Raw genomic sequence first — 23894 nt, 5'->3', positions numbered from 1 at the left:
GAAGTGACGGGCTTTCCGCTTTCCCGGCCCGCGATCACCGGTCATCCTTGATCAATCGAAGCTGGGGACCACTCAGTCCAGCGTCCTCGAGGATCTTCCTGAACGACCGGCCTGACCTCGCCGCTCCTCCGCAGGAACGCAACGGCAGCGGCATGACCTGTGATCTAGGCGCTGCCGTACAGCTCGCGCATGTAACGGTTGATCCGCGGCAGCCTTCGGGCCGACTCTTCCTCGTCGTCCAATTCCCAATCCTCGTCGCTGGGTGGGGGAGTGCGAACAATTCATGGCCGCGTGCCTCCAGATAGTCGTAGAAACTTTCGCGGCCATGGGTTGTCACTCGTTCCCACGCCTTATCAGCCACGTAGTCCAAGATCTCGAACTGTGGCCAGTCATCGTTCGTCCACGAGGGGCCTCGATGCTCCATGGCCACCAGGCGCTGCACCTCCGGTACATCTGCCAGGGCGTCTGGGTCACGGGCCACCTGTTCGAAGACCTCGCGTCCCAGACCCACGAGCCACATGTGGAAGTACCAGAAGCCGTCGTCGGAGCCGAAGCCGAACAGGGCGCGCATGGCACCCCACATCAACCAAGTGTCCACGCGGCGCCTGGCCGAGAGTAGGCACGACTTGAAATCGATGATGTCCTCGGCGGAGCGTTGTTCGAGCGCATCCTGAAGCCATGCCGCTCGCGTCTCCTTCCCGCTTGCTTCGCGCCCTGATTGCTCTATCAGGCGCCAGAACTCGTCGGCATCCATGAGGGACGATCATGGCAGGGGCCGACGACAGAACCTCGCCGACAGCCCTTCGAGGTCGATACGGCGACGAGCGCATCGCCATGAGCGTGTTCTTGTCCGACACGGAGATGGCCGTCACGCCTCATCTGGCCAAGCTCGTTGGGTATGACCCGCCGATGTTGCACCTGTGGAGACTGAGCTGGGGACTGTGGAGAGCAGGAGCGGGGTGTCGATGTTGTGCTGGTGGGCGGCGTGGGTGAGAGAAGGTCGGTGAGGACGTCCGTTTCAGGTTCTGTAGCCATGTGAGCAGGTGGGGTGCTGTTGATGGGAGGGCTGGGTTCTGGCCGCTGTCCCGTGTTACGCGGATGGGGTTTTTGCCGGAGGTGCGGGTGTTGTCACTCAGGGCGGGTTGCGCGGACGTAGTAGAGCAGGTGGGGTAGGTGGGCTTCGGTTTCCACCTGGAAGCCGGCGTCGGGGATCAGGGTGCCGAGCAGGTCTTGGGGGTCGTGGCGCATGGCGGGGCCGGAGAGGAGGCCGATGATGCGCCGGGCGAGCGGGTTGGCCGGTGGGCGGAACTCGGCGATGAGCAGGCGTCCGCCCGGGCGCAGCACCCGGAACATCTGCCGCAACGCCTCGGGTCTGGCGTCGGCGGGCATGTGGTGGACGGCCAGGCTGGAGACCACCAGGTCGAACGAGCCGTCCGGGAACGGCAGGTTCTGGCCCTCGCCGACGACGTAGGTGCAGTTCGCGGGAGCCCGGTCGGTGGCGTGGTCGATCATCGCCGGGGACGGGTCGAGGCCGGTGACGTGGCCGGTGGGCGTGACCACGGGGGAGAAGATGCGGGTGAGGTAGCCGGTGCCGCAGCCGACGTCGAGGACGCGGTCGCCGGCTCGGGGGCGGGCGGCGGTGGCCAGGCGGGTGAAGGTGGCGCGGCGGGCGCCGAGGAAACCGATCGTGGCGAAGGCTTCGTAGGCGCGCGGCCGGTCGATGGTGCCGCCCTCGTCGGCATGTTCGTGGTGGCCGTGCAGCAGCTTGCCGAGTCCCATGGTGGTTCGCTCCGTTTCCGTACGATGTGTTCGGTATGAAGCATGCGTTCGTGATGGCGTGCGTGTTCGGTATGAAGCATGCGTTCGGGATCGAGCGCGGGTCAACGAGCAGATCGGATGTGGTGTGCCGTACCGAACAGAGGGCGAGAAAGTGTCCGGGGACCGGAGGGTGCGACGCACGCGGCGGCTCGTTCAGCAGGCGCTGGTGGAGCTGATTCTGGAGAAGGGCTACGACGCGGTGACGGTCACCGACATCATCGCCCGCGCGGATGTCGGCCGGTCCACCTTCTACGCGCACTTCACCGACAAGCGGGACGTGCTGTTCAGCAACCTCGACGAGCTGGCCTTCCTCCATCGGCTGCCGGTGGCGGGGGAGACGGGGGAACTGTTCGCGTTCAGCCGGCCGATGTTCGAGCACGTACGCGAGCAGGAACGGCTGGTGCGGGCGCTGCTGGGCCGGCGAAGCGGCGGGCTGGTGCAGACCCGGGGTGAGGAGCTGCTCGCCGCCGCCGTCAGGAACGAGCTCGTCGCCGCGGGCGCCCGTCCGTCGGCCGAGCTCGATCTGCTGGTGGTCTGCGTGGTGGGGGCGTTCATGGGGCTGATGCGGGCGTGGGTGGACGGCGCGACCAGCGCCTCGCCCGCCGAGCTGGACGCCGCCTTCCGCGCGGCCGTGACTCCCGGCGTGCGCCTCGCATTACCGCCGGACGGTTGCGCGGGCTCCGGCCCGGTTACGGTCGTGGGTGGTTGATGCCGTTCTCGTAGGCGAAGATCACGGCCTGGACGCGGTCGCGGAGGCCGAGTTTCATCAGGATGCGCTTCACGTGGGTCCTGGTCGTCGACTCCTCGACGACGAGGGTGGCCGCGATCTCGCGGTTGGACAGCCCCTTGGCGATCAGTTCGAGTGTCTCGCGTTCCCGTACGGTCAAAGTGCTGAGCCGGGACTGGCCGGCGAGGTCGGGCACGGGCTGCTGGGCCAGGCGGTCGATCACGCGCCGGGTGACCGAGGGGGACAGGAGGGAGTCTCCTGCGGCGACGGTGTGCACGGCGGCGATCAGCTCCTCCGGGCGGGCGCGCTTGAGCAGGAAGCCCGACGCGCCGGCGCGCAGCGCGCCGAAGATGTAGTCGTCCTGTTCGAAGGTGGTGAGGATGAGGATCTTCACGTCCGGCGCCGTCCGCGAGAGCTGCCGGGTGGCGGCGATGCCGTCCAGGTCGGGCATCCGGACGTCCATGAGCACGACGTCGGGGGTGAGCCGGCCGGCCCGCTCGACGGCTTCGCGGCCGGTGGCGGCCTGGCCGGTGATCTCGATGCCGGGGTCGGCGGTGAGCAGCTCGATCAAGCCGGCCCGCATGAGGTGGTCGTCGTCGGCGATCAGTACGCGGGGCATGACGGGGATCCTCCGTAGGGGAGCCGGGCGTGCAGGCGGTAGGCGCCCTCCAGCCTGGTGGCGTCGAGGGTTCCGCCGACCAGGGCGGCTCGCTCGCGCATGCCGATCACTCCGTGGCCGTTCGCCCGGCGAGGTGTGCCGTGCACGGGGTTGGTGACGGTGAGCGCGAAGTCAGGGCCGGTGTGGTCGAGCTCGACGCGGGCGTCACCGGTGCCGTGGCGGGCGCTGTTGGCCAGGGCCTGCTGGAGGATGCGGTACGCGGCCTGGTCGGCGGCCGCGCCGAGTGGCCTGGCCGGGCCGGTGACGTCGAGCGCCACGCGGAGTCCGGCGGTGCGTGGTGGGCGATCAGCGTGTCGAGCGAGGCGAGCCCCGGCGGAGTGGCAGGTTCCTGGTCGTCCTCGCGTAAGGAGCCGACGAGCTGGTCGATGTCCGAGACGGTCTGCCTGGCCAGTTCCTCGATCGCCTCCAGGGCACGCGCGTCGCCGTCCTGGCGCAGCCGGGCCGCGCCCGCGCGCACGGCGATCAGGCTGATCGCGTGGCCGGCCGAATCGTGCAGGTCGCGGGCGATCCTGGCGCGTTCCTCAGCGACGGCGAGCCGCCGCTCCCGTTCGGCCTCCCGCACCGCTCGCCGGCGTTCGGCCTCGGTCTCGCGTTCGGCGTCCACGGCGCGTTGCCGCAGCTCGGCCAGTTGCTGGCGGCGCAGCTTGGTCCGTTCGCCGGCGAACCACGCCGCCGCCAGGGCAGGGCGGTGTGCACGAGCCCGATCACCGGGAAGGTGCCCGCGGCGGAGGCGCCGAGGTAGGCGAGCAGCAGTCCGGCGGTCACGGCGGCGCTGCGCAGCGTCCATCCCGCGTTCGCGGCGAGCAGGTAGAGGGCGGCGATGGGCCCGGGCAGCAGGCCGGTCGGATAGCCGAACCAGGCCAGGACCAGGCTGACCGCCGCCGCCACCGTGTAGACGAGCAGCGGGAAACGCCGCCGGAGCAGGAACGGCACGGCGGCACAGCCCACGAGCACGATGCCGAACGGATCGAGCCCGCGGCTGTTCGGCCGGATCGCCAAGGGGCCGTCGTGGGCGAGCAGCAGCAGCGATACGGCGAACACGGCGGCCGCGAGAGCGGCGTCGAGGAGGACCCGCGAGCGGGCGGTGGCCGTCGAGGACATGGCACGGCCAGCGTAACCCCGTACCTCCCCAGGGGAGTCCCCCTGTGAGGGGATCGCCGTCCACGGAACGGGGAGGCCGAAGACCCGCTCGCGGGGTGTTTCGGCGTGGTGCGCGGCGCTCGTAGCGTGATCGCCCGTCATGACACCGGCGTACGGAAGGAGTGGGGCGTATGACCGGAACGGGCGAAGGCCCGGCCCGCTGGATGAGGGTGGCCGGCATCGCGGCGGCCATCGTGGTCCTGCTGGTCGTCGCCGGAATGCTCATCGGCGGTGGCGGCGGGCACCGGATTCCCGACCACGGCGGCAGCGCGTCACCTGCCGGTGCGCCGAAGGGAGCTCACGAATGATCGAGATCACCGACGTGGTGAAGGCTTATCCCCTGGGCGAGGGTGAGGTGGTCGCCGTCGATCGGCTCAGCCTGTCGATCGGGGCGGGAGAGTTCGTCGCGGTGGTGGGACGGTCGGGCAGCGGCAAGACCACGCTGCTCAACCTGCTCGCCGGGATCGACCGGCCCTCGGCGGGGACGGTGCGGGTGTCGGGGACCGATCTCGGCGCGCTGTCCGAGTCGGCGCTGGCCGAGTGGCGGGGACGCAACGTCGGGCTGGTGTTCCAGTTCTTCCAGCTCCTGCCCACGTTGACGGTGGCCGAGAACGTGATGCTGCCGATGGACTTCGCGGCCGCGATCCCGGCGGTACGGCGCCGCGACCGGGCACTCGAACTGCTGGACCGGGTCGGCATCGGCGACCAGGCCGGCAAGCTGCCGTCCACGCTGTCCGGCGGACAGCAGCAGCGCGCGGCCATCGCCCGCGCGCTGGCCAACGATCCGCCGCTGCTGCTGGCCGACGAGCCGACGGGCAACCTCGACTCGCACACGGCCGGGGCCGTCCTGGACGTGTTCGCCGGTCTCAACGCCGAGGGACGCACGATCGTGGTGGTCTCGCACGAACGTGACATCAGGTCCGTCGTGGACCGGGAGATCGTCCTGGTGGACGGGCGCGTGGTCGCCGACGAGGGGGTGACGGCATGAGCACCCTGTTACGCGTGAAGCTGCGCCGTGACCTGCGGGCGAGCTGGTCCAGGTTTGTGCTGATGGTGGTGGCGATCGCGGTCAGCCTGACGGTGTTCGGGGGCATGCTGTGCGCCTGGGCCGCCATCGGCAGGGAGACCGGCGGCGCGTACCTGAGCACTGAACCGGCTTCGGCGACCATCGTGCTCGACCGGGGCGTCACCCCCGAGCGGATGGCGTCGGTGCTCGCCGCGGCCCGTACCCGGCCGGGCGTGCGCGAGGCGACCGGGCGGACCCAGTTCGAGGGCGCGGTCGAGGTCGGCGGGACCGTGCTGGACATCCCGCTGCAGGTGTTCGTGGCGGCGGCGGACGATCCGATGCGGATGGTGCGGTTCGACCTCGGGCAGCGGGGACGCTGGCCGCCGTCCGACGGGGAGATCCTGCTCGGGACGGACTCCCTCGGGCTGCTCGGCGTGGCCGTCGGCGACTCGATCACCGTTCATGGACCGGACGGCCCGGTACGGCTGCGGGTGGCCGGCACGGTGTACGACCCCGGCCTCGCCCCCTCGCCCCAGGAGCAGCGCGGCCGCGGCTACGTCTCGGCGACGGCCGTCGCGCTGCCGTTCGATCAGGTCAAAGTGCAGGTCACCGACCCGGAAGGGCGGGCACGCGACCGCGTGGTGGCCGTCGCCACCGACGTCGGCGACTGGCTGCGGCGCGAGCAGGGGCTGACGGTCGCCGAGATCCAGGTGCCCGAGCCGTACGCGCATCCGCACCAGTGGCAGGCCGACGTGCTGCTGCTGTCGCTGATGGCCGGTGGGGCCGCGGCGCTGCTGCTCAGCACGATCCTGGTGGCGACCATGCTCAACACCCTGTTCACCCGGCAGATCCCGCAGCTCGGCATCATGAAGGCGATCGGCGCCCGGACCGGCACCGTCGGGCGCCACTACCTCGTCATGATCTCGCTGGTCGCGGCGGCGGCCACGCTGAGCGCGTTGGCGCCGGCCGTCTGGATCGGCCGGACGCTCCTCGGCACGCTGCTGACCACGCTCGGCGTCCGGCCGGTGAGCCTGGCCGCGCCGTGGTGGGCGTACGTGGTGATCCTCGTCGCGGGACTCGGCCTGCCGCCCCTGATGGCGCTGCCGCCGCTGGTCAGAGCCAGCCGGACGACCGTACGTGCGGCGATCGACCACCACGGGGCCGCGTCGGAACCGGGTGGTCTCGCGGTGCGGCTCGGCCGCGTGCCGCGCCTCGACCGCGGGCTGCTCATGGCGCTGCGCAACACGGTGCGGCGACCGGCCCGGTTCTGGCTCTCGACCGGGCTGCTGGCGGCGGCCGGCGCGGTGTTCGTGGCCGGCATGTCGCTCGAAGCCGGCGTCGACGCCATCACCCGGGAAGAGGCGGCGCGGCGAACGTGGGACGTGGACGTGCAACTGGCCGCCCCGGCCGCCAGGGAGGCCGCCGTCGAGGCGGCCCGGCGGGTACCCGGCGTCACCCGCGCAGAAGGGTTCGGCGTCATGCCGGTGGGGGTGGCGGGGCCACGAGGATTCCCCGTCACCTGGACCTATCCCGACCAGGGGCACGGCCGCATCACGCTGACCGCGCTGCCCCGTGGCCTCACCACGTTCCCGAAGCTGCTCGAAGGCCGTGCGCTGCACCCGGGGGAGAGCGGCGCGATCGTGCTCAGCCAGACGGTCAGGAAGAAGACCGTCCCGGACCTCGTGCCGGGGGACGACGTGCGGCTGTTCATCGAGGGGCGGGTCACGTCGTGGCGGGTGGCCGGCATCGTCGAGGAGCGGGGCGGCGACAACGTGTACGTGACCGCGGAAGGGCTGGCCGCCGCACAGGGACGGCCGCAGCAGGTCGACCGGCTGCGCGTCCAGACCGGCGGGCACGACGAGCGCACGCGCGACACGGTCGCGGCGGCCGTCCGCACCGCGCTGGCCGACGCCGGGATCGCGGTGCGGTCGGCGGCCTCGGTCAGCCGCGCCGAAGCCGTCGGCGAGGGACACATGGGGCCGTTGCTGCTGGTCCTGCTGGGCATCGCCGTCCCGCTGGGGGTGCTCGGCGTCATCGGCCTGGCCTCGACGATGAGCGCCAACGTGCTCGACCGGACGCGCGAGTTCGGCATCATGCACGCCATCGGGGCCCGGCCGCGGACCGTACGCCGGATCGTCGCCGCCGAGGGGCTCCTGCTGGCGTTCGCCGGGTGCGTGGCCGCGGTCGTGCCGGCGGTCGCGCTCACCTGGCTGCTGGGCGCCGGGCTGGGCAACCTGTTCATGAACGTGCCCGTGCCGTTCCGGATCTCGGTCCCCGGGGCGGCGATCTGGGTCGTGCTCGCACTCCTCGGCGCGGCGCTGGCCACAGACGCCGCCGCCACCCGCGCCTCCCGCCTCACCGTCCGGGAGGCCCTCGCCCACCTGTGAGGTCGGTCGTGGCGGGAGATGCCCGACACGACCGACCCCGCGGGGGCCGATCACCACGCCCTCTTGCTCACGCCATCTCGGCGGTGGAGGGGTGAATATGCAGGTCAAGGAGCTTTGGAGGAGACTTTCATGACCTTGGTCAGGGCATAACGCCCCCTGCCAGGAAGGCGACGCGCCGGCCGGGCATCGGGGATCGGGGGCAGGGCATGGTTGTGATGGACGAAACGCCCGCCGGGGTGCGGGAGGACGCGGCGGCGCGGGTGGCCGGCCGGAGCGAGCAGCGCCGGCGGCAGATCGCCCTGCTCGCCGAGCCGGGCGGGATCGTCCGGGCCGATGAGCCGGTACGGGTGGCCACCCGCATCGATCGGCTCAGCCACCACTACCGCGACATCCACCCGATCGATCCCGCGTCGCTCGCCGCCGCGGACCCGGCGGCCGTGACAGCGGCGGTGGCGGTGCTGGAGCGGATCATCCAGACCAACGACCTGCTTCCCGTCGGCTACCTGGAAGGCGGAGCGGCGGCGGCGCGAGCGGTCGGGCGGGTGGTCGTACGTGACGCGCACGGGCGGCTGGCCGGTTACGGCACCGGATCGCTGGTCTGCCCAGAGCTGCTGCTCACCAACCACCACGTGCTCGGTGACGCCGGCATGGCCGGCCGCAGCAGCGTCGAGTTCGACTACCAGGACGGCATCGACGGCACTCCGCTGCCGCTGCGCGCCTTCTTCCTGGATCCGGGCCGGTTCTTCTTCGCCGACCGGGAGCTGGACTTCGCGCTGGTGGCGGTGAAGGACGCCACGGGGGAGCTGGCCAGGTTCGGGTTCAACCGGCTGATGGCTCCGGAGGGGAAGGCCATCGTCGGCGACTTCGTCACGATCATCCAGCATCCGGGTGGGGAGAAGAAGCAGGTCGCTCTGCGGGAGAACCGGATCGTCGACGTCCTGGAGTCGTTCCTGCACTACCAGACCGACACCGAGCCGGGCTCCTCCGGCTCACCGGTCTTCAACGATCAGTGGGAGATCGTGGCGTTGCATCATGCCGCCGTTCCCGCGCCTGAGCACGACGCTTTGGGTGGGGTCATCAACGAAGGGGTGCGGATCAGCCGGCTGCTGGGCGCCCTGCGCCGACAGTCGTTTCCGCCGGAGCAGCGGGCTCTGCTCGACCGGTTGTTCGCCGAACGCACCACCCTTCTGTCCGCTGTGACCGTTCCGACGGCTGCGCCCGCTTCGACGGCTGCGCCCGTTTCGGCGGTTGGGCCCGCTGCGATGGGTGGGCCCGCTTCGACGGTTGAGCCTGCTTCGCTGGTTACGCCTGCTCCGGCTGGTTTGGCTGCTTCGACTGACGGCTTGAGCACTTGGCCGGCCGAGCCGGTGGCGGGGCGGTGGGCCGACGGGCAGGTGCCGCTGACGCTCACGCTGACGGCTCCCGTCGTTCTTCACCTCGCGGGGCCGGTGGTCACCGCGGCTGGCCCGGCCGCGGCCGGTCCCGCGGGGGCGGCTGGCCCGGCGGTTGCGGCCGGCCCGGCGGCGGCTGCTGCGGCGGCTGCGCCGGAGGCGATCCAGATAGATCAGGACTATGCCGGTCGCCGCGGTTACGACCCGGACTTCCTGCCAGGCGGGCATCGGGTCGCGCTGCCCACACTGCACCCCGATCTCCTCCCGCTGGCGGCACTCAACCCGCACGCCGGTGACGGGCAGGCGTACGTGCTCAACTACCACCACTTCAGCGTGGTGATGAACCGGCAACGGCGGCTGGCCTTCTTCACCGCGGTCAACATCGACGGCCCGACCAGCCTGCGCATCCGCCGCGACCCCGACCGCTGGATCTTCGACCCGCGCCTGCCCGACAGCCAGCAGACCGGCGAGGACGTCTACCGCGACAACCCCCTCGACCGAGGCCACCTGGTGCGCCGCCTGGACCCCGCCTGGGGAGCGAGCCTCGCGGTGGCCAAATCCGGCAACGACGACACCTTCCATTTCACCAACTGCACCCCGCAGCACAAGGATTTCAACCAGAACCAGACCACCTGGGCCGGCCTGGAGGACTACATCCTGGACAACGCCGACACTGGCGACCTGAAGGTCACCGTCTTCACCGGCCCGGTCCTGGCGGCCGACGACGACCCGTACCGCGGCGTGCAGCTACCCCGCCAGTACTGGAAGGTCGTGGTGATGGTGAAACACGACGACGAGCTCTCGGCCACCGGCTACCTGCTCAGCCAGGACCACCTCATCGACGGCCTGGAAGCCGCTCCCGCGGAGTTCTCGTACGGCGCCTACAAGACCTACCAGGTCCCGATCCGGCGCATCGAGGATCTCACCCGGCTGTCCTTCGGCACCCTCGCCGACGCGGACCCCTTGGCCCGCATGGAAGTGGCCACCACAGCCAGGGAGATCACCCACCTGCACCAACTCACCCTCTGAACGACCCGGCGCCTGAAAGGACTCGGAGCCCACGTCCGCCCACGTCCGCCCTTGCTCAGCGGCGCCGCCCGCGTCCTGGTCGGGTCCGTCCAGTGAATTGGACGGACCCGACCTCGTTGCTGCCGGGACCACCCACATGAGGGTGTTCTCATGTACGACTCACCATGGTCCAATCACCGCGGGTCAGGATGGGCGCAGCCGAGAGATGAGGGGGACGCGGTGGTGAGCGGATTGCGGTGGGTGCTGCCTCTGGCCGCAGTCGCTCTTGTTGTCGCCGGCGGTCCGACGCCCGCCGACCGGCCGGCTTCTCAGCCGATACCTGGGGCCGATGTCCTGCTCGTCGCGGCGGATGACGACGACGATGACGATGACGAGGGAGGGGGCGACGATGACCGCGATGACCACGCGCTACGGGCACGGCCCGGTCGGGATCGACCCTCCAGCCGGTCTCGTACCAGTACGGGCAGGAACCCACGGGATGGTGAGAGGGCGCCGAGCAAGTCCACTACGGACCAGGCCGCAGGGCCGCCCTCGGGAGAGCACGGATCGGAGGCGTTTCAGCCCCCCGGCAAGGACGACGGGATTTCCACGTCAGACGGGAGTTCCACGTCAGACGGGAGTTCGATGTCCGGGAATTCAAGGTCTGGGGGGAGTTCGACGTCCGGGAGTTCGACGTCCGGGAGTTCGACGTCCGGGAGTTCCACGTCAGACGAGAGCTTGAAGTCAGACAGGAGCTCGAAGTCAGGTGAAGGCGGACAGGACAGCTACTCCAGCCACACATCCAGAGACAGGGGCGACTCGGCGACCGACGCTCGGTTGCCGGGGCTTATCGCGCTGATGGCCATCGCCGGCACAGCCGGCCTCATAGCCGCGATGTACCGGTTGATGCCCAAGCTCATTCCACACGGTCCTTCTCCGCCCGCCGTACCCGTAGGCGATCACCCCGCCACGCCCGTAAGCGATCACGACCCGGCCACGTCGGAGCCTGCGAGGCGACCTTTCGCGGCGCCGGTGATGATCACGTTCAGCCGAGGCGAGAGGTCCGCGTCGGGACGGCGATGGAGGCGACCACGATGAAGACGATGACAAGCACGACGATGCGTCCCTGCTGGTCGCCTGCACCACCTGTGGCCAAGAGGATGCGTGGCGGGCAGGGCAACCGCCTCGCTGTCCCGCCGCGGTGCGCGGGCCAGGGCGCTGATGCTTTCACCACGTACGACACCGACTTCAACACCCTCGCGGAGATCAGGACCGGCTACCTGTTCAAGCAGGCTCCACGCGACACCGGCTCTCTGCTCAAGGACGGCTCCGCGCGATGAACTGTTCGGCGCCTTACGGGCCGTCGCGCACGGCCGTAGCGTGCTGCCCCGGAGATCGCCGCCCAGTTCGTCTCCCTGGGTGTGCTCGCCGGCGACGACACGCTGAGCAGCCGCGAGCGCGACGTGCTTCGCCCGGTCGCCGAAGCTTTCTCCAATCAGGAGATCACCGTGCTGCTGTGCAGCCCAGATCACCGAGTCGATGTCCAGCCTGGAGATCGTGGCGCAGTTGTCCAGCCCGGGAGGTCGACGAGTCGCCCTTGAGCCCTAGAAATCGCGGCGCTGCTGTTCAGGCCGGGAGTTCGTCGGGTTGCTGTTCAGCCTGAGAGATCGCGGCGCTGTTGTTCATCAGCGGGCCATCGTCAAGAGGCGTCTCACCCACATGTCGGCAAGCTCGGGGCCAAGGACCGCACGGCCGCTCGCCATCGGCTGCGACGGGGCATCCTCGGCTGGGGTGCGTGGGGTGGGCCGCTTCTGCTGCTGAGGTGGCCGGGGTGGCGATCGGCCGGGCCGAAACAGCGGGGGAGAGGAGCGCGATAGCCAAGAGGAGGTGGGCATGGAGCTGGAATTGCTGGCCGGGTACGTGGTGGGCTACTTGGTGCAGAAGTTCGGGCGGGTGTTCCGGCGGGCCGATGAGGAAGTGGATCTGGCCATCGACGCCGGGATGGACCGGTTGCACGAGGTCGTGGCCGAGCGGCTGGGGAACGAGCCCGCCTTGACGCAACTCGCGGAGGAGACCGAGGAGGGGCGGGAGAGCCCGCGGACTCGGCAGCGAGTGCGGCTGGCGCTGGAGGAGGCGGCGGAGAACGATCCGGCGTTCGCCGCCGAACTCGAGCGCCTGGTCGGTGAGCTGCGACCGCCCGGGGGAGCGCAGGCTGGCGATCATGGGCTGGCGGCCGGTGGGTCTATCAGGATCGAGGCGTCGCACGGCGGCGTCGCGGCAGGAGTGATCCACGGGTCGGTGTCCACAGGGAGCCAGGCGGTAACGGGAAACCAAGCGGCAACAGGAGGCCAGGCGGAAACGGGAGGCCAGGCGGCAACAGGGGGCCAAGCGGCGACCGGGAGTCAGGCAGCGCCAGGGAATGAGGCGGCGACGAGAAGCCAGGCGGCGCCAGGGAGCCAGGTGGCAACAGGAGGCCAAGCGGCGACGGGAAGTCAGGCAGCGCCAGGGAGTCAGATGGCGACGGGAGGCCAGGCGGTAACAGGAGGCCAGGCGGGGACGGGAAGTCAAGCGGCGACGGGAAGTCAGGCGGCGCCAGGGAGTCAGATGGCGACGGGAGGCCAGGCGGTAACAGGAGGCCAGGCGGGGACGGGAAGCCAGCTGGGGACGGGAAGTCAGGCGGTAACGGGGGGCCAGGCGGCGACGGGAAGTCAGGCGGCGACGGGGAATCTGGTGTCCAGCGGTGGTCCGGTGATTGGGGAGGGGGCGGTGGGTTCTGGAAACCCTCCGTGGCCGGGGTCGTTCGACAGCTGACCGGTCCCGGGGTTGTTCAGGCCGATCGTGGTGGGATCGCGATCGGGACGCTGTACCAGGAGAGGCCGGCGGCTCCGGCGCGTCCCCTACGGCTGATGCCCCGGCCGCTGCGGCTGGCCGGGCGTGAGACGTTGCTGGCCGGGATCGAGCGGCGGTTCCGTGCGGCGGGTGCGTTGCCCGCGGTGGTGGTGCTGCACGGTCTGGGCGGGGTGGGCAAGACGAGCGCGGCGCTGGAGTACGCGTACCGCCACCAGGACGGCTACCGCCTGGTGTGGCAGTTCGCGGCGGAGGACGAGGTCGTGCTGTCGAACGGCCTGTCGGAGCTGGCGCTGCTCCTGGGCGTGCGCGGCCTGGTCGACGGCGCCGATCCGGCCGCCCAGGTGCACGCCGCCCTGGCCGTTCACCCCGGGCCGTGGCTGCTCGTCCTGGACAACGTCACCGATCCTGGGGCGATCCGCCGGGTGCTGCCCCCTGCCGGGCAGGGGCACGTGCTGATCACCAGCCGGTACGCCCACTGGCCGCCTCCGCTGGGCATCGAGGTGGACACGCTCGAACCCGAGGTGGCCGCCGGCTTCCTGCGGACCAGGACCGGAGACGACGACCCCGGCTCCTCCGCCGAGGTGGCCAGGGAGCTGGGACTGCTGCCGCTAGCTTTGGAGCAGGCGGCGGCGTACACCCTCGAATCCGGGCGAACACTGAGGGAATACCTGGCCCTGCTGCGTCGGCGCCGCACCGAGCTGCTGAGCAGGGGCCGCCCCTGGGAGTACGACCAGCCGGTCTCCGCGACCTGGACGCTGGCCCTGGACCGCCTGGCCGGGCGCAATCCCGAGGCCATCGCGATGCTGCGCTTCTTCGCCTGCCTCGCACCCGACGACATCCCGCTGCGCCTGCTGCTCCCGGCCGCCTCGCCCACGGCGGAGGCACGGATCCTGCTGGGGTCGCTGCTCGACGACGACGCGGCGGTGGACGACGCCGTGCGGGCGTTGCGGGCGTACTCCCTGATCCGTCCCGTCGGCGATGGGAGCATGTCCGTGCACCGGCTGGTCCGGCTGGTGGTCCTGGACCAGGTGGCCGAGCAGCGGGAATGGCGCGCCGCCGCGGCGGAGGTGCTGGCCGCGGCGGTTCCCGAGGTGCCCGAGCACCGCAAGGACTGGCCGGTCTTCGCCCGGCTGCTGCCGCACGTCGCCGCCGCGCTCGACCCCTTCGAGCCCGCCTTCCGCCGCGTCGCCGAGTTCCTGGCCTGGAGCGGCGACTATCCCACCTCGCGCCTGCTGCACGAACGGGTGCTGGCCACCCGTCTGGAGCGCCTCGGCCCCGACCACCCGGACACCCTGTGGTCGATGGACGACGTCGCCTTCGTGATCGGGCTGGCCGGCGACTTCCCGACCGCCCGCGAGCAGTACGCCGACGTCCTGGAAGGCCGCAAACGCGTGCTGGGCCTGACACACGAGGACACACTGACCGCCTGGGACCGCCTGGCGTTCTGGACCGGCAAGTCCGGCGACGCCGCGGCCGCCCGCGACCTGTGCGCCGAACTCCTTCCCCTGCGCGAGCGCGTCTCCGGCCCGGAACATCCGGAGACCCTCCAGGTCGTCGGCAACCTGGCCTGGCAGACCGGCGAGGCGGGCGACGCCGAGGCAGCCCGCGACCGGCTGGCCGCCCTCATCCCCGTCGCCGTCCGTGTCTACGGTGCGGACCGCCACGACACCCTCACCATCCGCGCCAACCACGCCCACTGGTGCGGCGGGGCCGGCGATCCGGTCGTCGCCCGCGGCCTGATGGCCGCCGTCGCCGTCGACCGCGACCGGGTCTCGGGCCCCGAGCACCCGGAGACCCTCCTCGTCCGCGCCGCCCTGGCCCGCTGGACCGGCGAGGCCGGCGATCCGGGGCGGGCCTGCGAGCTGTATGAGGAGCTGATTCCGGTACGTGTCCGCGTCCTGGGCCGCGACCATGCCGACGTGCGCAAGGACCTTGCCAGACTCGCCCACTTCAGATCCCTGACCGGCCGCTGAGCGGTGTCCGCGCGGTTGCGGTGAGTAATCGCGCGAGACAGCCGTTCGCGAAGGTGCTTACGATCTCGGCCTGGGTCTCCGGACCGCTGTTCGTGCGGCTCCTATGGAGGGCGTCGGATATAATTGATCATGCGTCGGCGATCTCCCAGCCCGACGCTTTTTTTATGCTCACCGAATCTGCTCAGCAGCGCGCTCGCGGCATCCTCTTCCACGCCATGATCGCGGATCCGCGCGGCGACCACTTGTTGCCGCTGGCAATGCTCCGAGAGCGCTACCCCGACCTCCACGCGCGCCACATCGCCAAATACGTCGGCCGAGAGCACCTTCTAGATGAACGCGTGGGTCCGCTCGCATGCACCTGGGCCGAGGTGGTCTTCCTTTCGCCGGTCAATCCCACGGTGTTGTTCGACGCGATACGGAGTGGCGGCCGGCGCATGGGCGACGTCCCGCTCTGGACACTCGACGCCTCGCAGCTCGACCCAGCGCGATGCTGCATCCGGCTCATGCGTGTCACATCAGGAGCCCGGACAGCCGATCCCGGCACCGATGACGACTACCTTCCGCTGACATCCGCCACGCTGCGAGCAGTCTCCGAGGTGACCGACCGAGCTCTTGAGCGGCTCCGAAACCTCGGCCCAGACGAACCGCTGCTGCCCTGGGGCGACGTGCCACACGTTCTGCACCGTGGGCCGGTGCCGCTCAACCTCTTCCAGGAACTGCTGCCACCTCCGACGCGGCATTGACCCGGTTCGGCGGACAGCTGACTCCAGAGAACCATCACGGTACCTACCGTTGATGAAGGAGCTACCGGCCCACTTCGCCTGCGAGCGGCTCCTAGGTGCGGGACCAGCGTTGGTTGGCGGCGCCTGTGCAGGTCCAGATCTGCAGTCTGGTGCCGTTCGCCGTGGCGTTGCCCGCTACGTCCAGGCACTTGTTCGCCCCGACCGCGGTGATGCTGCCGTCCGTGTTGAAGCGCCATTTCTGGTTGCTCTGGCCGTTGCAGTCCCAGATGATGACGCCGGTGCCGTCGGCGGTGCCGGCGTGGTCGACGTCCAGGCACTTGGTGCCGTAGACGCGCAGCTCACCGGCGGACGTGCTCGTCCACTGCTGGTTGGTCTGCTGGTGGCAGTCCCAGATGACCACCTGGGTGCCGTTGGTCTGGGAGGCGCCGGTCACGTCGAGGCACCGGCCGGAGCCGGCGCCCTGGATGCGGGTGCCCGTCGGGGCGGGGGTGCCGCCGCTGACCCGGTACACGGCGGTGCCGTGGGCGGGGACGCTCGCCGAGATGGCGCCGGTCGTCGTGGTGACGGCGTTCGTCCAGGCGTCACGGAGGGTGAACGGGCCGCCGGTCAGGCCGATGGCGGAGGCGGTGGTGCTGATCGTGGTGGTGCTGCCGCCCTGGTTGAACAGGGCGACCGCGACGTCGCCGTTGTCCAGCCGTTTGGCCAGGACGCGGCGGGTGCCGTCATTGCTGACCTGGGTGGCCTGCAGACCGAGCGGGTCCTGGTTGATGGCGGTGAGGTTCGCGTTCTTGAGGATCGCCGAGGTCGCGGAGTCCATGTTGCGGACGTCGTTGCCGGCGATGAGCGGGGCGGCCATGACGGCCCAGAGGGCGAAGTGACTGCGCATCTCGGTGTCGTTCATGCCGCCCCGGCCGACGACCATCATGTCGGGGTCGTTGAACTGCCCCGGCCGGGCGCGGCCGGCGAGCGGGACGTTGACGTTGACGATGTTCTGGATGCCCATCGGGTACCCGTTGGTCTGGCCGGTGTTCCAGGCGTTGGTGATGTCCTCGGTCGTGCGCCAGATGTTGGCGACGTCGCCCCAGTCGCGCTGCGGGCCGGTCTTCTCGTGGATGCTGTTGGGGTTGATGCTGTAGAGGATCGGCCGGCCGCTCGCGGCCAGCGCGTCGCGCATCTTCGCGAAGGTGCGCACCTGGTCGTCGATGGTGCCGGTGGGGGAGCACCAGTCGTACTTGAGGTAGTCGACGCCCCAGGCGGCGAACTGCCGGGCGTCCTGGACCTCGTGGCCGAGGCTGCCGGTCGCGCCCGGGTAGGAGCCGAAGTACTGGGCGCAGGTCCGGTCCAGCGGCGCCTGGTAGAGGCCGAACTTCAGGTTCCTGGCGTGCAGGTAGTCGCCGAGCGCCTTCATGCCGCTCGGGAACCGGGACAGGTTGGCCTGGAGGTTTCCGGACGAGTCGCGGTTGGGGTCGAACCAGCAGTCGTCGACCACGACGTACTCGTAGCCCAGGTCGCGCATGCCGGAGCTGACGATCGCGTCGGCCGTCTGCTTGATCAGCGACTCGCTGATGTTGCACCCGAAGGTGTTCCAGGTGTTCCAGCCCATCGGCGGGGTGCGGCCCACGCCGTTCTCCAGCGCCTGCGCCGGCAGGGACGGGCCGACCGCGACGGCCGCTGCCGTCAGCGTCAGCATCGTGGTCAGGGCGAGGGAGAAGCGCGTTCGTCTCCTGCTGGTCATCGAGGTCTCTCCTCAGTGGGGGGCGCGTGGGTCCTGGACACGGCTGAAGCTCCCAGATGCCGTGTCCAGGACCCGGTTCGCTGAAGGATCGGGGCGGAACGGGTCAGGCCGTCATCGTTGCAGCGTCAGCAGGCCCGGCCGGTAGGGCAGCAGGCCGTAGTCGCCGCCGGAGCTGGGGCTGCGGCCCTGGTAGAGGAGCTGCAGGTTGCAGGCGTCGACGGTGAAGGTCTGGTCGGCGCTGGTCCGGATGAGCTCGCCGTGGCTGATGTCGTTGGTCCAGGTGGCGCCGCTGTTGGCCTTGCCGGCGAAGGGGTTCGACTCGGAGGTGGCCTGCGGCGTCCAGGAGCCGTTCAGGCTGGTGGCGGTGAACGAACGGAAGTAGCGGCCCTGCGAGCCGATCGCCTCGACGATCATCAGGTACTTGTTCAGGCCCTGGAGCTTGTAGACCTGGACGGCCTCGAACAGGTTGTTCGTGCTGTCACTCATGATCACGGTCGAGGTGCTGCCGAAGCTGCCGGGGAAGTTCCCGATCGGCATGCTGGCCCGGTAGATCTTGCCGTTGTCGCCGGCGAAGAACAGGTACATGTTCGTGCTGTCACCGATGACCGTCTGGTCGATGGGGCCCGTGCCGGAGCCGGAGATGCTGCCGGAGAAGAGCGTCTGCTGCGCCGACCAGCCGTTCGGGTTGGTGGGGTCGCTGGAGGTACGGTACGAGAAGGCGGTGCTGCCCCACTGGTAGGCCAGCACCCAGATGTTGCGCGGCGCGAAGTAGAACAACGTGGGCGCGACCGTGGCGTTGGACATCGCGTTCTGGCTCGCCGAGCCCATCTCCGACCAGTTGCCGAACAGGCTGAAGTTCATCGAGCCCCACCGGGTGCCCGTGTCGTGGGTGGTGGCGTACACGAGATGGCGGCCGTTGTAGGGGGCGACGGTGAAGTCCTTGAGCGAGACCCAGCCCGACCGCGGGTTCGCCAGCACGCCGGTCGAGGACCAGCGGTAGGAGGACGGAAGGTCGCACGTGCCGGGGTTGCCGGGGTCGCCGCCTCCGCCGTCCACGCGGACGAGTTGCCATTGCTGGTTGGCGCCGCCCCAGTCGTCGTACTGGACGATGTTGGCGTTGTCGGTGGTGGCGGCGCCTTGGACTTCGAGGGCTTTGCCGCTGTGGCGGCTGATGAGTCTGACGTGGCCGTCGCTGCTGTCGGCGAGTCGCCATTGCTGGTTGGTGCCGTTGAGGTCGGACCATTGGACGATGGCGCCGCCGTTGGCGGTGGAGAAGTTGTAGACGTCGAGGACTTTGCCGGAGTGGCGGGATTTGACGCGGTAGTAGCCGCCACCGGAGTCGACGAACTGCCACTGCTGCTGGTTCTGGTTGTTACGGCTCCATTGGGTGATGCGGGCGCCGTCGTTGGTGGCCAGGTTGTAGACGTCCAGGGCCTTGCCGCTGTTGCGGTTGACGAGGACGTACCAGGCGTTGGTGTCCACGGTGGCGGCGCCGGCGGGCTGCGTGGCGATGAGCAGGCTCGCCAGTAAGGCGGCCAACGCCGCCAGGACGGTCGGAAGTCTCAATCTCACGGCTGTGCCTTTCGGTCAGGGAGTGGTGAGGTCGAAGCGGCGCACGGTGATCGCGCCGCCGAGGGACTGGGTGGCGTAGTTGAAGATCCCGAAGCGGTAGCCCATGAAGAACTGCCAGGCGTTGTTCAACGTGAACGCCGGGCCGAGACTCACGAACGTGCTGCCGTCGGTGCTGTAGGAGAAGCGGGCCTGCCGGCCGGACCCCGGCCGGATGTCGGCGGTCGCCCGCAGCCAGATCCGGCCGCCGGAGACGGTCGCGCTCGCCGCCTCGGTGCCGGTGCCGGTGGTCTGCCACGAGCTGTTCATGGTCAGGCCGTTGGTCATCACGACCCGGTTGACGCCGTTGTCGCGTTTGACGCCGATCCAGGCCGACTGGTCGCGCAGCATGGCCAGCCCGGCGCGGTCGCCGTTGCTCATCTGGGTGTAGTCGAGTTCGATCGTGGCCGTGGACGACGGGCCCTGGATGCGGTGGGTCAGCGTGTTCCGGGCGTTGTAGAGGTCGCCGGTGACGGTCGCGGTCTGCAGGCGCAGGCCGTTGCCGGTGGAGAAGCGGCTGGTGTCGGGGTTGTGGTTCCACTCCCAGCGGTGACCGAGGCTGCCCGAGGTGAAGGTGTCGGGGCCGGTCATGGAGTCGACGGTGCGGTTGGTCTGGATGTTCGGCTTGGGGTAGGTGGCTCCCCAGCCGCCGTTGACGGTCTGGAGGGTGGGCCAGTCGCCGTTCCAGGTGATCGGTGCGAGGGCGGGCACGCGGCCGCCTGGGTAGGCGTCCACGAACGACATGTAGTACCAGTCTCCGTTCTGCGTCTGGACGAGCCCGCCCTGGTGCGGGACGCCGCCGCCGGAGATGGGGCCGGGCAGGTTGAGCAGGACCTGGCGCATCTCGTACGGGCCCCACGGCGAGGTGGAGCGGAGCACGTACTGGCCGTTGGCGGGGCGGGTCAGCCAGATGTAGTAGTAGCCGTTCCGCTTGTAGAACCGGGCGCCCTCCAGCGTCCCGACGCTGCTCGGCGTCTGGAACACCTGCTGGGCCCGCACCTGGCTCAGCCCGTCCGCGGAGAGCTGGGCGACGCTGATGGTGCTGTTGCCGTAGGCGACGTACATGGTGTCGTCGTCGTCGATCAGCAGGCCGGCGTCGTAGTAGCAGTTGTTGATCTGCGAGCGCTTGGTCCAGGTGCCGTCCACGGCGGAGGCGGTGTAGACGTAGGTGCGGTTGAACTCGACGCAGCCGATCCAGTAGTACGTGCTGGTGCTGGGCCGGTAGTTCAGGGTCGAGGCCCAGATGCCCTTCACGTACGCCCGGCCGCCGTTGAGGTCGTACGCGCCCGAGCCGAAGTCGAGCCTCGGCACCGAGTGGCCGGCGTACTCCCAGTCGACCAGGTTGTACGAGCGCAGGATCGGCGCGCCCGGCGAGTAGTGCATCGTGGAGGCCGAGTAGTAGTAGGCGTCGCCGACCCGGATGATGTCGCCGTCGGCGAAGTCCTGCCAGACGACCGGGTTGCTGAAGCCGCTGCCGCCTCCGCCGTCCACGCGGACGAGTTGCCATTGCTGGTTGGCGCCGCCCCAGTCGTCGTACTGGACGATGTTGGCGTTGTCGGTGGTGGCGGCGCCCTGGACTTCGAGGGCTTTGCCGCTGTGGCGGGAGATGAGTCTGACGTGGCCGTCGCTGCTGTCGGCGAGTCGCCATTGCTGGTTGGTGCCGTTGAGGTCGGACCACTGGACGATGGCGCCGCCGTTGGCGGTGGAGAAGCCGGAGACGTCGAGGACCTTGCCGGAGTGGCGGGATTTGACGCGGTAGTAGCCGCCACCGGAGTCGACGAACTGCCACTGCTGCTGGTTGCCGTTGTTGCGGGTCCACTGGGTGATGCGGGCGCCGTCGTTGGTGGCCAGGTTGTAGACGTCCAGTGCCTTGCCGCTGTTGCGGTTGACCAGCACGTACCAGGCGTTGGTGTCCACCGTCGCGGCCGACGCCTGGGGCGGGAGGAACACCCCGACCATGAGCAGGGACGACAGGATCACGAGCAGGCGCCTCACAGGAACCTCCAGAGAGTGGTGTCGGCCCCGTTGTCGTCGGCGAGCACGACCTGCGCGCCCTGCGCGGCGCCGGCCAGCCCGAGGACGCGGCCGCCGTTGGCGCACTGGACGCGGAAGGCGGCGCCCGTCCCGTAACGCAGCCGCCAGCGGTGGTCGGCGGTGCCGTTGTCGGCCCACTGCACGACGCGCGAGCCGGCGGCGGTGCCCATGTTCTCCACGCCCAGCACCTTCTGGCTGTGGGAGTTACGCAGCCGCAGGTAGCCGCCGGCGTCGGCGACCGCCGTCCACAGGTGGTCGGCGGTGCCGCTGTCGCCCCACTGGACGACGAGCGCGCCGTCGGCCGTGGACATGCCGGTGACGCCGAGCACCATGCCGGTGCCCACGTTCTGCAGGCGGCGCGCGCCGTTCGGCAGGAAACGCCACTGGTTGTCCAGGCTGCCGTTGTCGGCGTCCTGCACCACCGGGGCGCCGTTGGCCGTCGAGCCGCCCCGGACGCCGAGCAGCTTGCCGCTGTGCGCGTTGCGGATCTTGACGGAGCCGTCGCCGGCGTCGGTGACCGTCCAGCGGTGGTCGGCGGTGCCGGTGTCGCCCCACTGGAGCACGCGGGCGTCATCGGCCGTCGACATGTTCTCGACGCCGAGCACCTTGCCGCTGTGGGCGTTGCGGAAGCGCAGGGCGCCGCCGTCGACGACCGTGATCCAGTCGTGGTCGGCGGTGCCGTTGTCGGTCCACTGCAGGGCGGGGCCCCCGTCGGCGGTGGACATGTCCTGGATGCCGAGTACGAGCCCGCTGGCCGCGTTGACCAGCCGGAAGCTCGCCGCGCCCGCGTCTGACCTGCCGCTCGTGTTCCAGTAGACGACGTAGTTGTGGTCGTGGGCGTCGTGGAACGGCTCCAGCCGCACCTGCGCTCCGCCGGCCGTGGCCGTGAAGGTGAGGGCGGAGGTGCTGGTCCGGGAGATCGAGGAAGGGGTCAGGACGGGGGCCGCCGACAGGGCGGTGTCGCCGTAGTCGCCCGACAGCACGAGCGGGCCGTAGGTGACGGCCTGCAGATCCGGGTCGTCGTTGGCGGCCTTCATGACCACCCGCATGGGCAGCCGTACGGTCACGGTGTCGCCCGCCGTCCACGACCGGGTGAGGTCGGCGTACGTGCCCGGTGTCGTGGCGACGCTCTGCTGGACGCCGTTGACGCTGATCGTCGCGTCCCGCGTCCAGGCCGGGATGCGGACGCGCATCGACCACGACCCGCTCACGTTCCCGGTGACCCGCAGCGACGTGGTGTCACTCGCGGGGTAGGAGGTCGTCTGGGTGACCGTGATGCCGCGACCGCTCCAGTCGAGCGTGGAGGGCACGAAGAGGTTCACGAACAGGGTGGTGCCGTCGTGGAAGTAGATCGAGTCCATCAGCTTGGTGTTGGTCTCGATCCCGGTGCCCTGGCAGCACCAGAAGGAGTTGTAGTCCGTGCTCCAGGTGCCGCCGCCCCAGGCCGGGCCGACGCCGCGGCGCCCGCCGGGGTTGAGCGGGGTGAAGTAGGTGACGTGCCCGTGCGCGTCGGCCGGGCGCTGCTGGCCGAGCAGGTGGTTGAACAGGGCGTTCTCGTAGTAGTCGAAGTAGTCGGCCCGGCCGGGTGCCAGCAGCCACAGCTCCCGGGTCAGCTTGAGCATGTTGTAGGTGTTGCACGCCTCGCCGGTGTCCCTGGTCAGATGGCCGGCGATCGCGTTGGGGGCGCGGAAGTGCTCGGCCCGGCTGTTGGAGCCGTTCGCGTACGTGTGCGCGCCGACGGTGATGGACCAGGCGTTGACGGCGATGTCCCGGTAGCGGGTCGTGCCCGTCGCTTTGTACTCGCGGGCCGCCCCGATCCACTTGGGCACCTGCGTGTTGGCGTGCAGGCCGTCGAGCCGGTCCTGGCCCGCGGCCAGCGGGTCGAACACGGCCGCGTGGTCGAACCGCCGGGCCGTGGCCAGCCAGCGGGAGTCGCCCGTCATCTGGTACAGGTCTGTCAGCACCGCGTTCATGCCGCCGAACTCGGTGCCGAGCATGGCCTGCATCTGGCTCGTGCTCAGCCGGGACGTGCGGGTGTCCACCCATCCGGCCAGGGCCAGCAGCACGGTCCTGGCCTGCGTGTCGCCGATCAGCCGCCAGACGTCCAGCAGCCCGGCCATGGTCTTGTGGACGCAGTAGTACGGCACGTTGCCGTTGCTCAGCGTGCGGTTCTCCACGGCGGTGATGTCCGACTCGGGAAAGCCGGACAGGTAACCGCTGGTGAACCCGGCGGCGCCGTTGTTGGCCTGGCATTTCGCCAGCTCGGTCACCATGTGGGCGGCCTTGTCCCGGCAGGTGGTGTCGCCGAGCACCGCGTACGCCTGCGCCCACGCCGTCAGGAAGTGGCCCTGCATGTGGGAACGGAAGGGGAAACTGGGCGCGTCCCAGCCGCCGTTGGCCGCCGCGCCGCCGGTGGACAGCCGGTGGTTGGCGCGGAAGACGTACAGGAGCCGGTCGACGTCGACGAAGCGCAGGTAGCTCAGGGTGCGGTTCTGATTGTCCAGCAGGCGGCCGGAGGTCAGCCGGACCTGGCCGAGGTCGAACTCGTAGGCCGACACCCCGAGGTCTGATCTGGCCCAGGGGATCGCGGCCAGGGCGGGGGACATGCCGGTCAACTGGCCGGTGGCCGAGAGCGCTGCGGTCGCGCCCGCGGCCTGCAGAAGCCGGCGGCGGCTCAAGGACATGCGGACTCCTTGGCTTCCCAACGTGATGTTAGCGCTAACATTCCGGGCTGCAGGGGTACGGGGGCCTCCTCCGGTGAGGGCGTTGTGGCGGAGTACATCCGACGGTCCGGC

Annotated in this window: 18 protein-coding genes and 1 pseudogene; 8 read left to right on the top strand and 11 right to left on the bottom strand. The window is 70.1% G+C overall.

Going from position 1 to position 23894, the window contains the following annotated elements; all coding sequences use genetic code 11:
- Positions 1-34: 34 nt before the first annotated feature.
- Together OIE67_RS27230 and OIE67_RS27225 are read right to left on the bottom strand one after the other, a co-directional pair.
- Complete coding sequence (locus OIE67_RS27230) at positions 35-754, bottom strand: DUF4240 domain-containing protein (RefSeq protein WP_326645136.1); 720 nt, start codon at positions 752-754, stop codon at positions 35-37.
- 374 nt (positions 755-1128) lie between these two features.
- Positions 1129-1779, bottom strand: coding sequence for a class I SAM-dependent methyltransferase (locus OIE67_RS27225; RefSeq protein ID WP_326645134.1), 651 nt, complete (start codon positions 1777-1779; stop codon positions 1129-1131).
- A gap of 169 nt (positions 1780-1948) precedes the next feature.
- On the opposite strand from OIE67_RS27225, the gene OIE67_RS27220 reads away from it, so the two are divergent.
- Positions 1949-2527: a TetR/AcrR family transcriptional regulator gene (locus tag OIE67_RS27220; protein ID WP_326645132.1), complete on the top strand. Its 579-nt coding sequence runs from the start codon at positions 1949-1951 to the stop codon at positions 2525-2527.
- On the opposite strand, the gene OIE67_RS27215 is transcribed toward OIE67_RS27220, so the two are convergent.
- The 4 genes and pseudogenes from OIE67_RS27215 to OIE67_RS27205 all read right to left on the bottom strand — a co-directional run bounded on the left by OIE67_RS27215 (position 2508) and on the right by OIE67_RS27205 (position 4325).
- Positions 2508-3164 (bottom strand): response regulator transcription factor, encoded by a 657-nt coding sequence (locus OIE67_RS27215; protein ID WP_326645130.1) that lies wholly within the window; start codon positions 3162-3164, stop codon positions 2508-2510. The two genes, OIE67_RS27220 and OIE67_RS27215, sit on opposite strands and share 20 nt — an antisense overlap.
- On the bottom strand, positions 3149-3481 hold the full coding sequence (locus OIE67_RS27210) for a sensor histidine kinase (protein ID WP_326645128.1): 333 nt from the start codon (positions 3479-3481) through the stop codon (positions 3149-3151). The genes OIE67_RS27215 and OIE67_RS27210 overlap by 16 nt, the downstream gene beginning before the upstream one ends.
- A gap of 134 nt (positions 3482-3615) precedes the next feature.
- Positions 3616-3687: pseudogene (locus OIE67_RS55545) on the bottom strand (hypothetical protein); the annotation flags it as partial.
- A complete protein-coding gene (locus tag OIE67_RS27205) occupies positions 3687-4325 on the bottom strand; it encodes a hypothetical protein (protein ID WP_326645126.1) in 639 nt (212 codons plus the stop codon). The pseudogene OIE67_RS55545 and the gene OIE67_RS27205, both read right to left, overlap by 1 nt.
- Before the next feature lie 170 nt (positions 4326-4495).
- Between OIE67_RS27205 and OIE67_RS27200 the strand changes: the two genes are divergently transcribed.
- The 5 genes from OIE67_RS27200 to OIE67_RS27180 all read left to right on the top strand — a co-directional run bounded on the left by OIE67_RS27200 (position 4496) and on the right by OIE67_RS27180 (position 11496).
- Complete coding sequence (locus OIE67_RS27200) at positions 4496-4672, top strand: hypothetical protein (protein WP_326645124.1); 177 nt, start codon at positions 4496-4498, stop codon at positions 4670-4672.
- Positions 4669-5352, top strand: coding sequence for an ABC transporter ATP-binding protein (locus OIE67_RS27195; protein WP_326645122.1), 684 nt, complete (start codon positions 4669-4671; stop codon positions 5350-5352). Before OIE67_RS27200 ends, OIE67_RS27195 begins: the two co-directional genes overlap by 4 nt.
- Positions 5349-7757, top strand: coding sequence for an ABC transporter permease (locus OIE67_RS27190; RefSeq protein WP_326645120.1), 2409 nt, complete (start codon positions 5349-5351; stop codon positions 7755-7757). Before OIE67_RS27195 ends, OIE67_RS27190 begins: the two co-directional genes overlap by 4 nt.
- Positions 7758-7972: 215 nt before the next feature.
- Positions 7973-10177: a DNA/RNA non-specific endonuclease gene (locus OIE67_RS27185; protein WP_326645118.1), complete on the top strand. Its 2205-nt coding sequence runs from the start codon at positions 7973-7975 to the stop codon at positions 10175-10177.
- Between the two features lie 1082 nt (positions 10178-11259).
- The gene (locus OIE67_RS27180; RefSeq protein ID WP_326645116.1) at positions 11260-11496 is read left to right on the top strand and encodes a hypothetical protein; all 237 of its coding nucleotides are present in this window, start codon (positions 11260-11262) and stop codon (positions 11494-11496) included.
- A gap of 286 nt (positions 11497-11782) precedes the next feature.
- On the opposite strand, the gene OIE67_RS27175 is transcribed toward OIE67_RS27180, so the two are convergent.
- Positions 11783-12379 carry a hypothetical protein gene (locus OIE67_RS27175; RefSeq protein ID WP_326645115.1) on the bottom strand — a complete coding sequence of 199 codons (597 nt, stop codon included), beginning with the start codon at positions 12377-12379 and terminating at the stop codon, positions 11783-11785.
- A gap of 683 nt (positions 12380-13062) precedes the next feature.
- Here OIE67_RS27175 and OIE67_RS27170 point away from each other — a divergent pair.
- Both OIE67_RS27170 and OIE67_RS27165 read left to right on the top strand, forming a co-directional pair.
- The gene (locus OIE67_RS27170) at positions 13063-14979 is read left to right on the top strand and encodes a tetratricopeptide repeat protein (protein WP_326645112.1); all 1917 of its coding nucleotides are present in this window, start codon (positions 13063-13065) and stop codon (positions 14977-14979) included.
- Positions 14980-15143: 164 nt separating this feature from the next.
- Positions 15144-15722 carry a hypothetical protein gene (locus tag OIE67_RS27165; RefSeq protein ID WP_326645110.1) on the top strand — a complete coding sequence of 193 codons (579 nt, stop codon included), beginning with the start codon at positions 15144-15146 and terminating at the stop codon, positions 15720-15722.
- A 91-nt stretch (positions 15723-15813) separates the two neighbouring features.
- Here OIE67_RS27165 and OIE67_RS27160 read toward each other — a convergent pair whose 3' ends face one another.
- The 4 genes from OIE67_RS27160 to OIE67_RS27145 all read right to left on the bottom strand — a co-directional run bounded on the left by OIE67_RS27160 (position 15814) and on the right by OIE67_RS27145 (position 23783).
- Positions 15814-17457, bottom strand: coding sequence for a glycoside hydrolase family 27 protein (locus OIE67_RS27160; RefSeq protein WP_326645108.1), 1644 nt, complete (start codon positions 17455-17457; stop codon positions 15814-15816).
- Positions 17458-17568: 111 nt separating this feature from the next.
- Positions 17569-19029, bottom strand: coding sequence for a non-reducing end alpha-L-arabinofuranosidase family hydrolase (locus OIE67_RS27155; protein WP_326645106.1), 1461 nt, complete (start codon positions 19027-19029; stop codon positions 17569-17571).
- A 15-nt stretch (positions 19030-19044) separates the two neighbouring features.
- The gene (locus OIE67_RS27150; RefSeq protein WP_326645104.1) at positions 19045-21060 is read right to left on the bottom strand and encodes an RICIN domain-containing protein; all 2016 of its coding nucleotides are present in this window, start codon (positions 21058-21060) and stop codon (positions 19045-19047) included.
- On the bottom strand, positions 21057-23783 hold the full coding sequence (locus OIE67_RS27145; protein ID WP_326645101.1) for a beta-L-arabinofuranosidase domain-containing protein: 2727 nt from the start codon (positions 23781-23783) through the stop codon (positions 21057-21059). The genes OIE67_RS27150 and OIE67_RS27145 overlap by 4 nt, the downstream gene beginning before the upstream one ends.
- Positions 23784-23894 lie beyond the last annotated feature (111 nt).

Source organism: Nonomuraea fuscirosea, from assembly GCF_035917475.1.
Taxonomy (GTDB): domain Bacteria; phylum Actinomycetota; class Actinomycetes; order Streptosporangiales; family Streptosporangiaceae; genus Nonomuraea; species Nonomuraea fuscirosea.
Note: the sequence above shows the minus strand (reverse complement) of the source record. Positions and strands in the feature narration are given on the sequence as shown.

Coding starts and splice junctions, on each gene's coding strand:
- OIE67_RS27190 (WP_326645120.1), top strand. CDS start 5,349: ATGAGCACCCTGTTACGCGTGAAGCTGCGCCGTGACCTGCGGGCGAGC.
- OIE67_RS27165 (WP_326645110.1), top strand. CDS start 15,144: ATGCTCACCGAATCTGCTCAGCAGCGCGCTCGCGGCATCCTCTTCCAC.
- OIE67_RS27180 (WP_326645116.1), top strand. CDS start 11,260: ATGACAAGCACGACGATGCGTCCCTGCTGGTCGCCTGCACCACCTGTG.
- OIE67_RS27175 (WP_326645115.1), bottom strand. CDS start 12,379: ATGATCGCCAGCCTGCGCTCCCCCGGGCGGTCGCAGCTCACCGACCAG.
- OIE67_RS27200 (WP_326645124.1), top strand. CDS start 4,496: ATGACCGGAACGGGCGAAGGCCCGGCCCGCTGGATGAGGGTGGCCGGC.
- OIE67_RS27215 (WP_326645130.1), bottom strand. CDS start 3,164: ATGCCCCGCGTACTGATCGCCGACGACGACCACCTCATGCGGGCCGGC.
- OIE67_RS27225 (WP_326645134.1), bottom strand. CDS start 1,779: ATGGGACTCGGCAAGCTGCTGCACGGCCACCACGAACATGCCGACGAG.
- OIE67_RS27145 (WP_326645101.1), bottom strand. CDS start 23,783: ATGTCCTTGAGCCGCCGCCGGCTTCTGCAGGCCGCGGGCGCGACCGCA.
- OIE67_RS27170 (WP_326645112.1), top strand. CDS start 13,063: ATGCCCCGGCCGCTGCGGCTGGCCGGGCGTGAGACGTTGCTGGCCGGG.
- OIE67_RS27185 (WP_326645118.1), top strand. CDS start 7,973: ATGGACGAAACGCCCGCCGGGGTGCGGGAGGACGCGGCGGCGCGGGTG.
- OIE67_RS27160 (WP_326645108.1), bottom strand. CDS start 17,457: ATGACCAGCAGGAGACGAACGCGCTTCTCCCTCGCCCTGACCACGATG.
- OIE67_RS27205 (WP_326645126.1), bottom strand. CDS start 4,325: ATGTCCTCGACGGCCACCGCCCGCTCGCGGGTCCTCCTCGACGCCGCT.
- OIE67_RS27195 (WP_326645122.1), top strand. CDS start 4,669: ATGATCGAGATCACCGACGTGGTGAAGGCTTATCCCCTGGGCGAGGGT.
- OIE67_RS27230 (WP_326645136.1), bottom strand. CDS start 754: ATGGATGCCGACGAGTTCTGGCGCCTGATAGAGCAATCAGGGCGCGAA.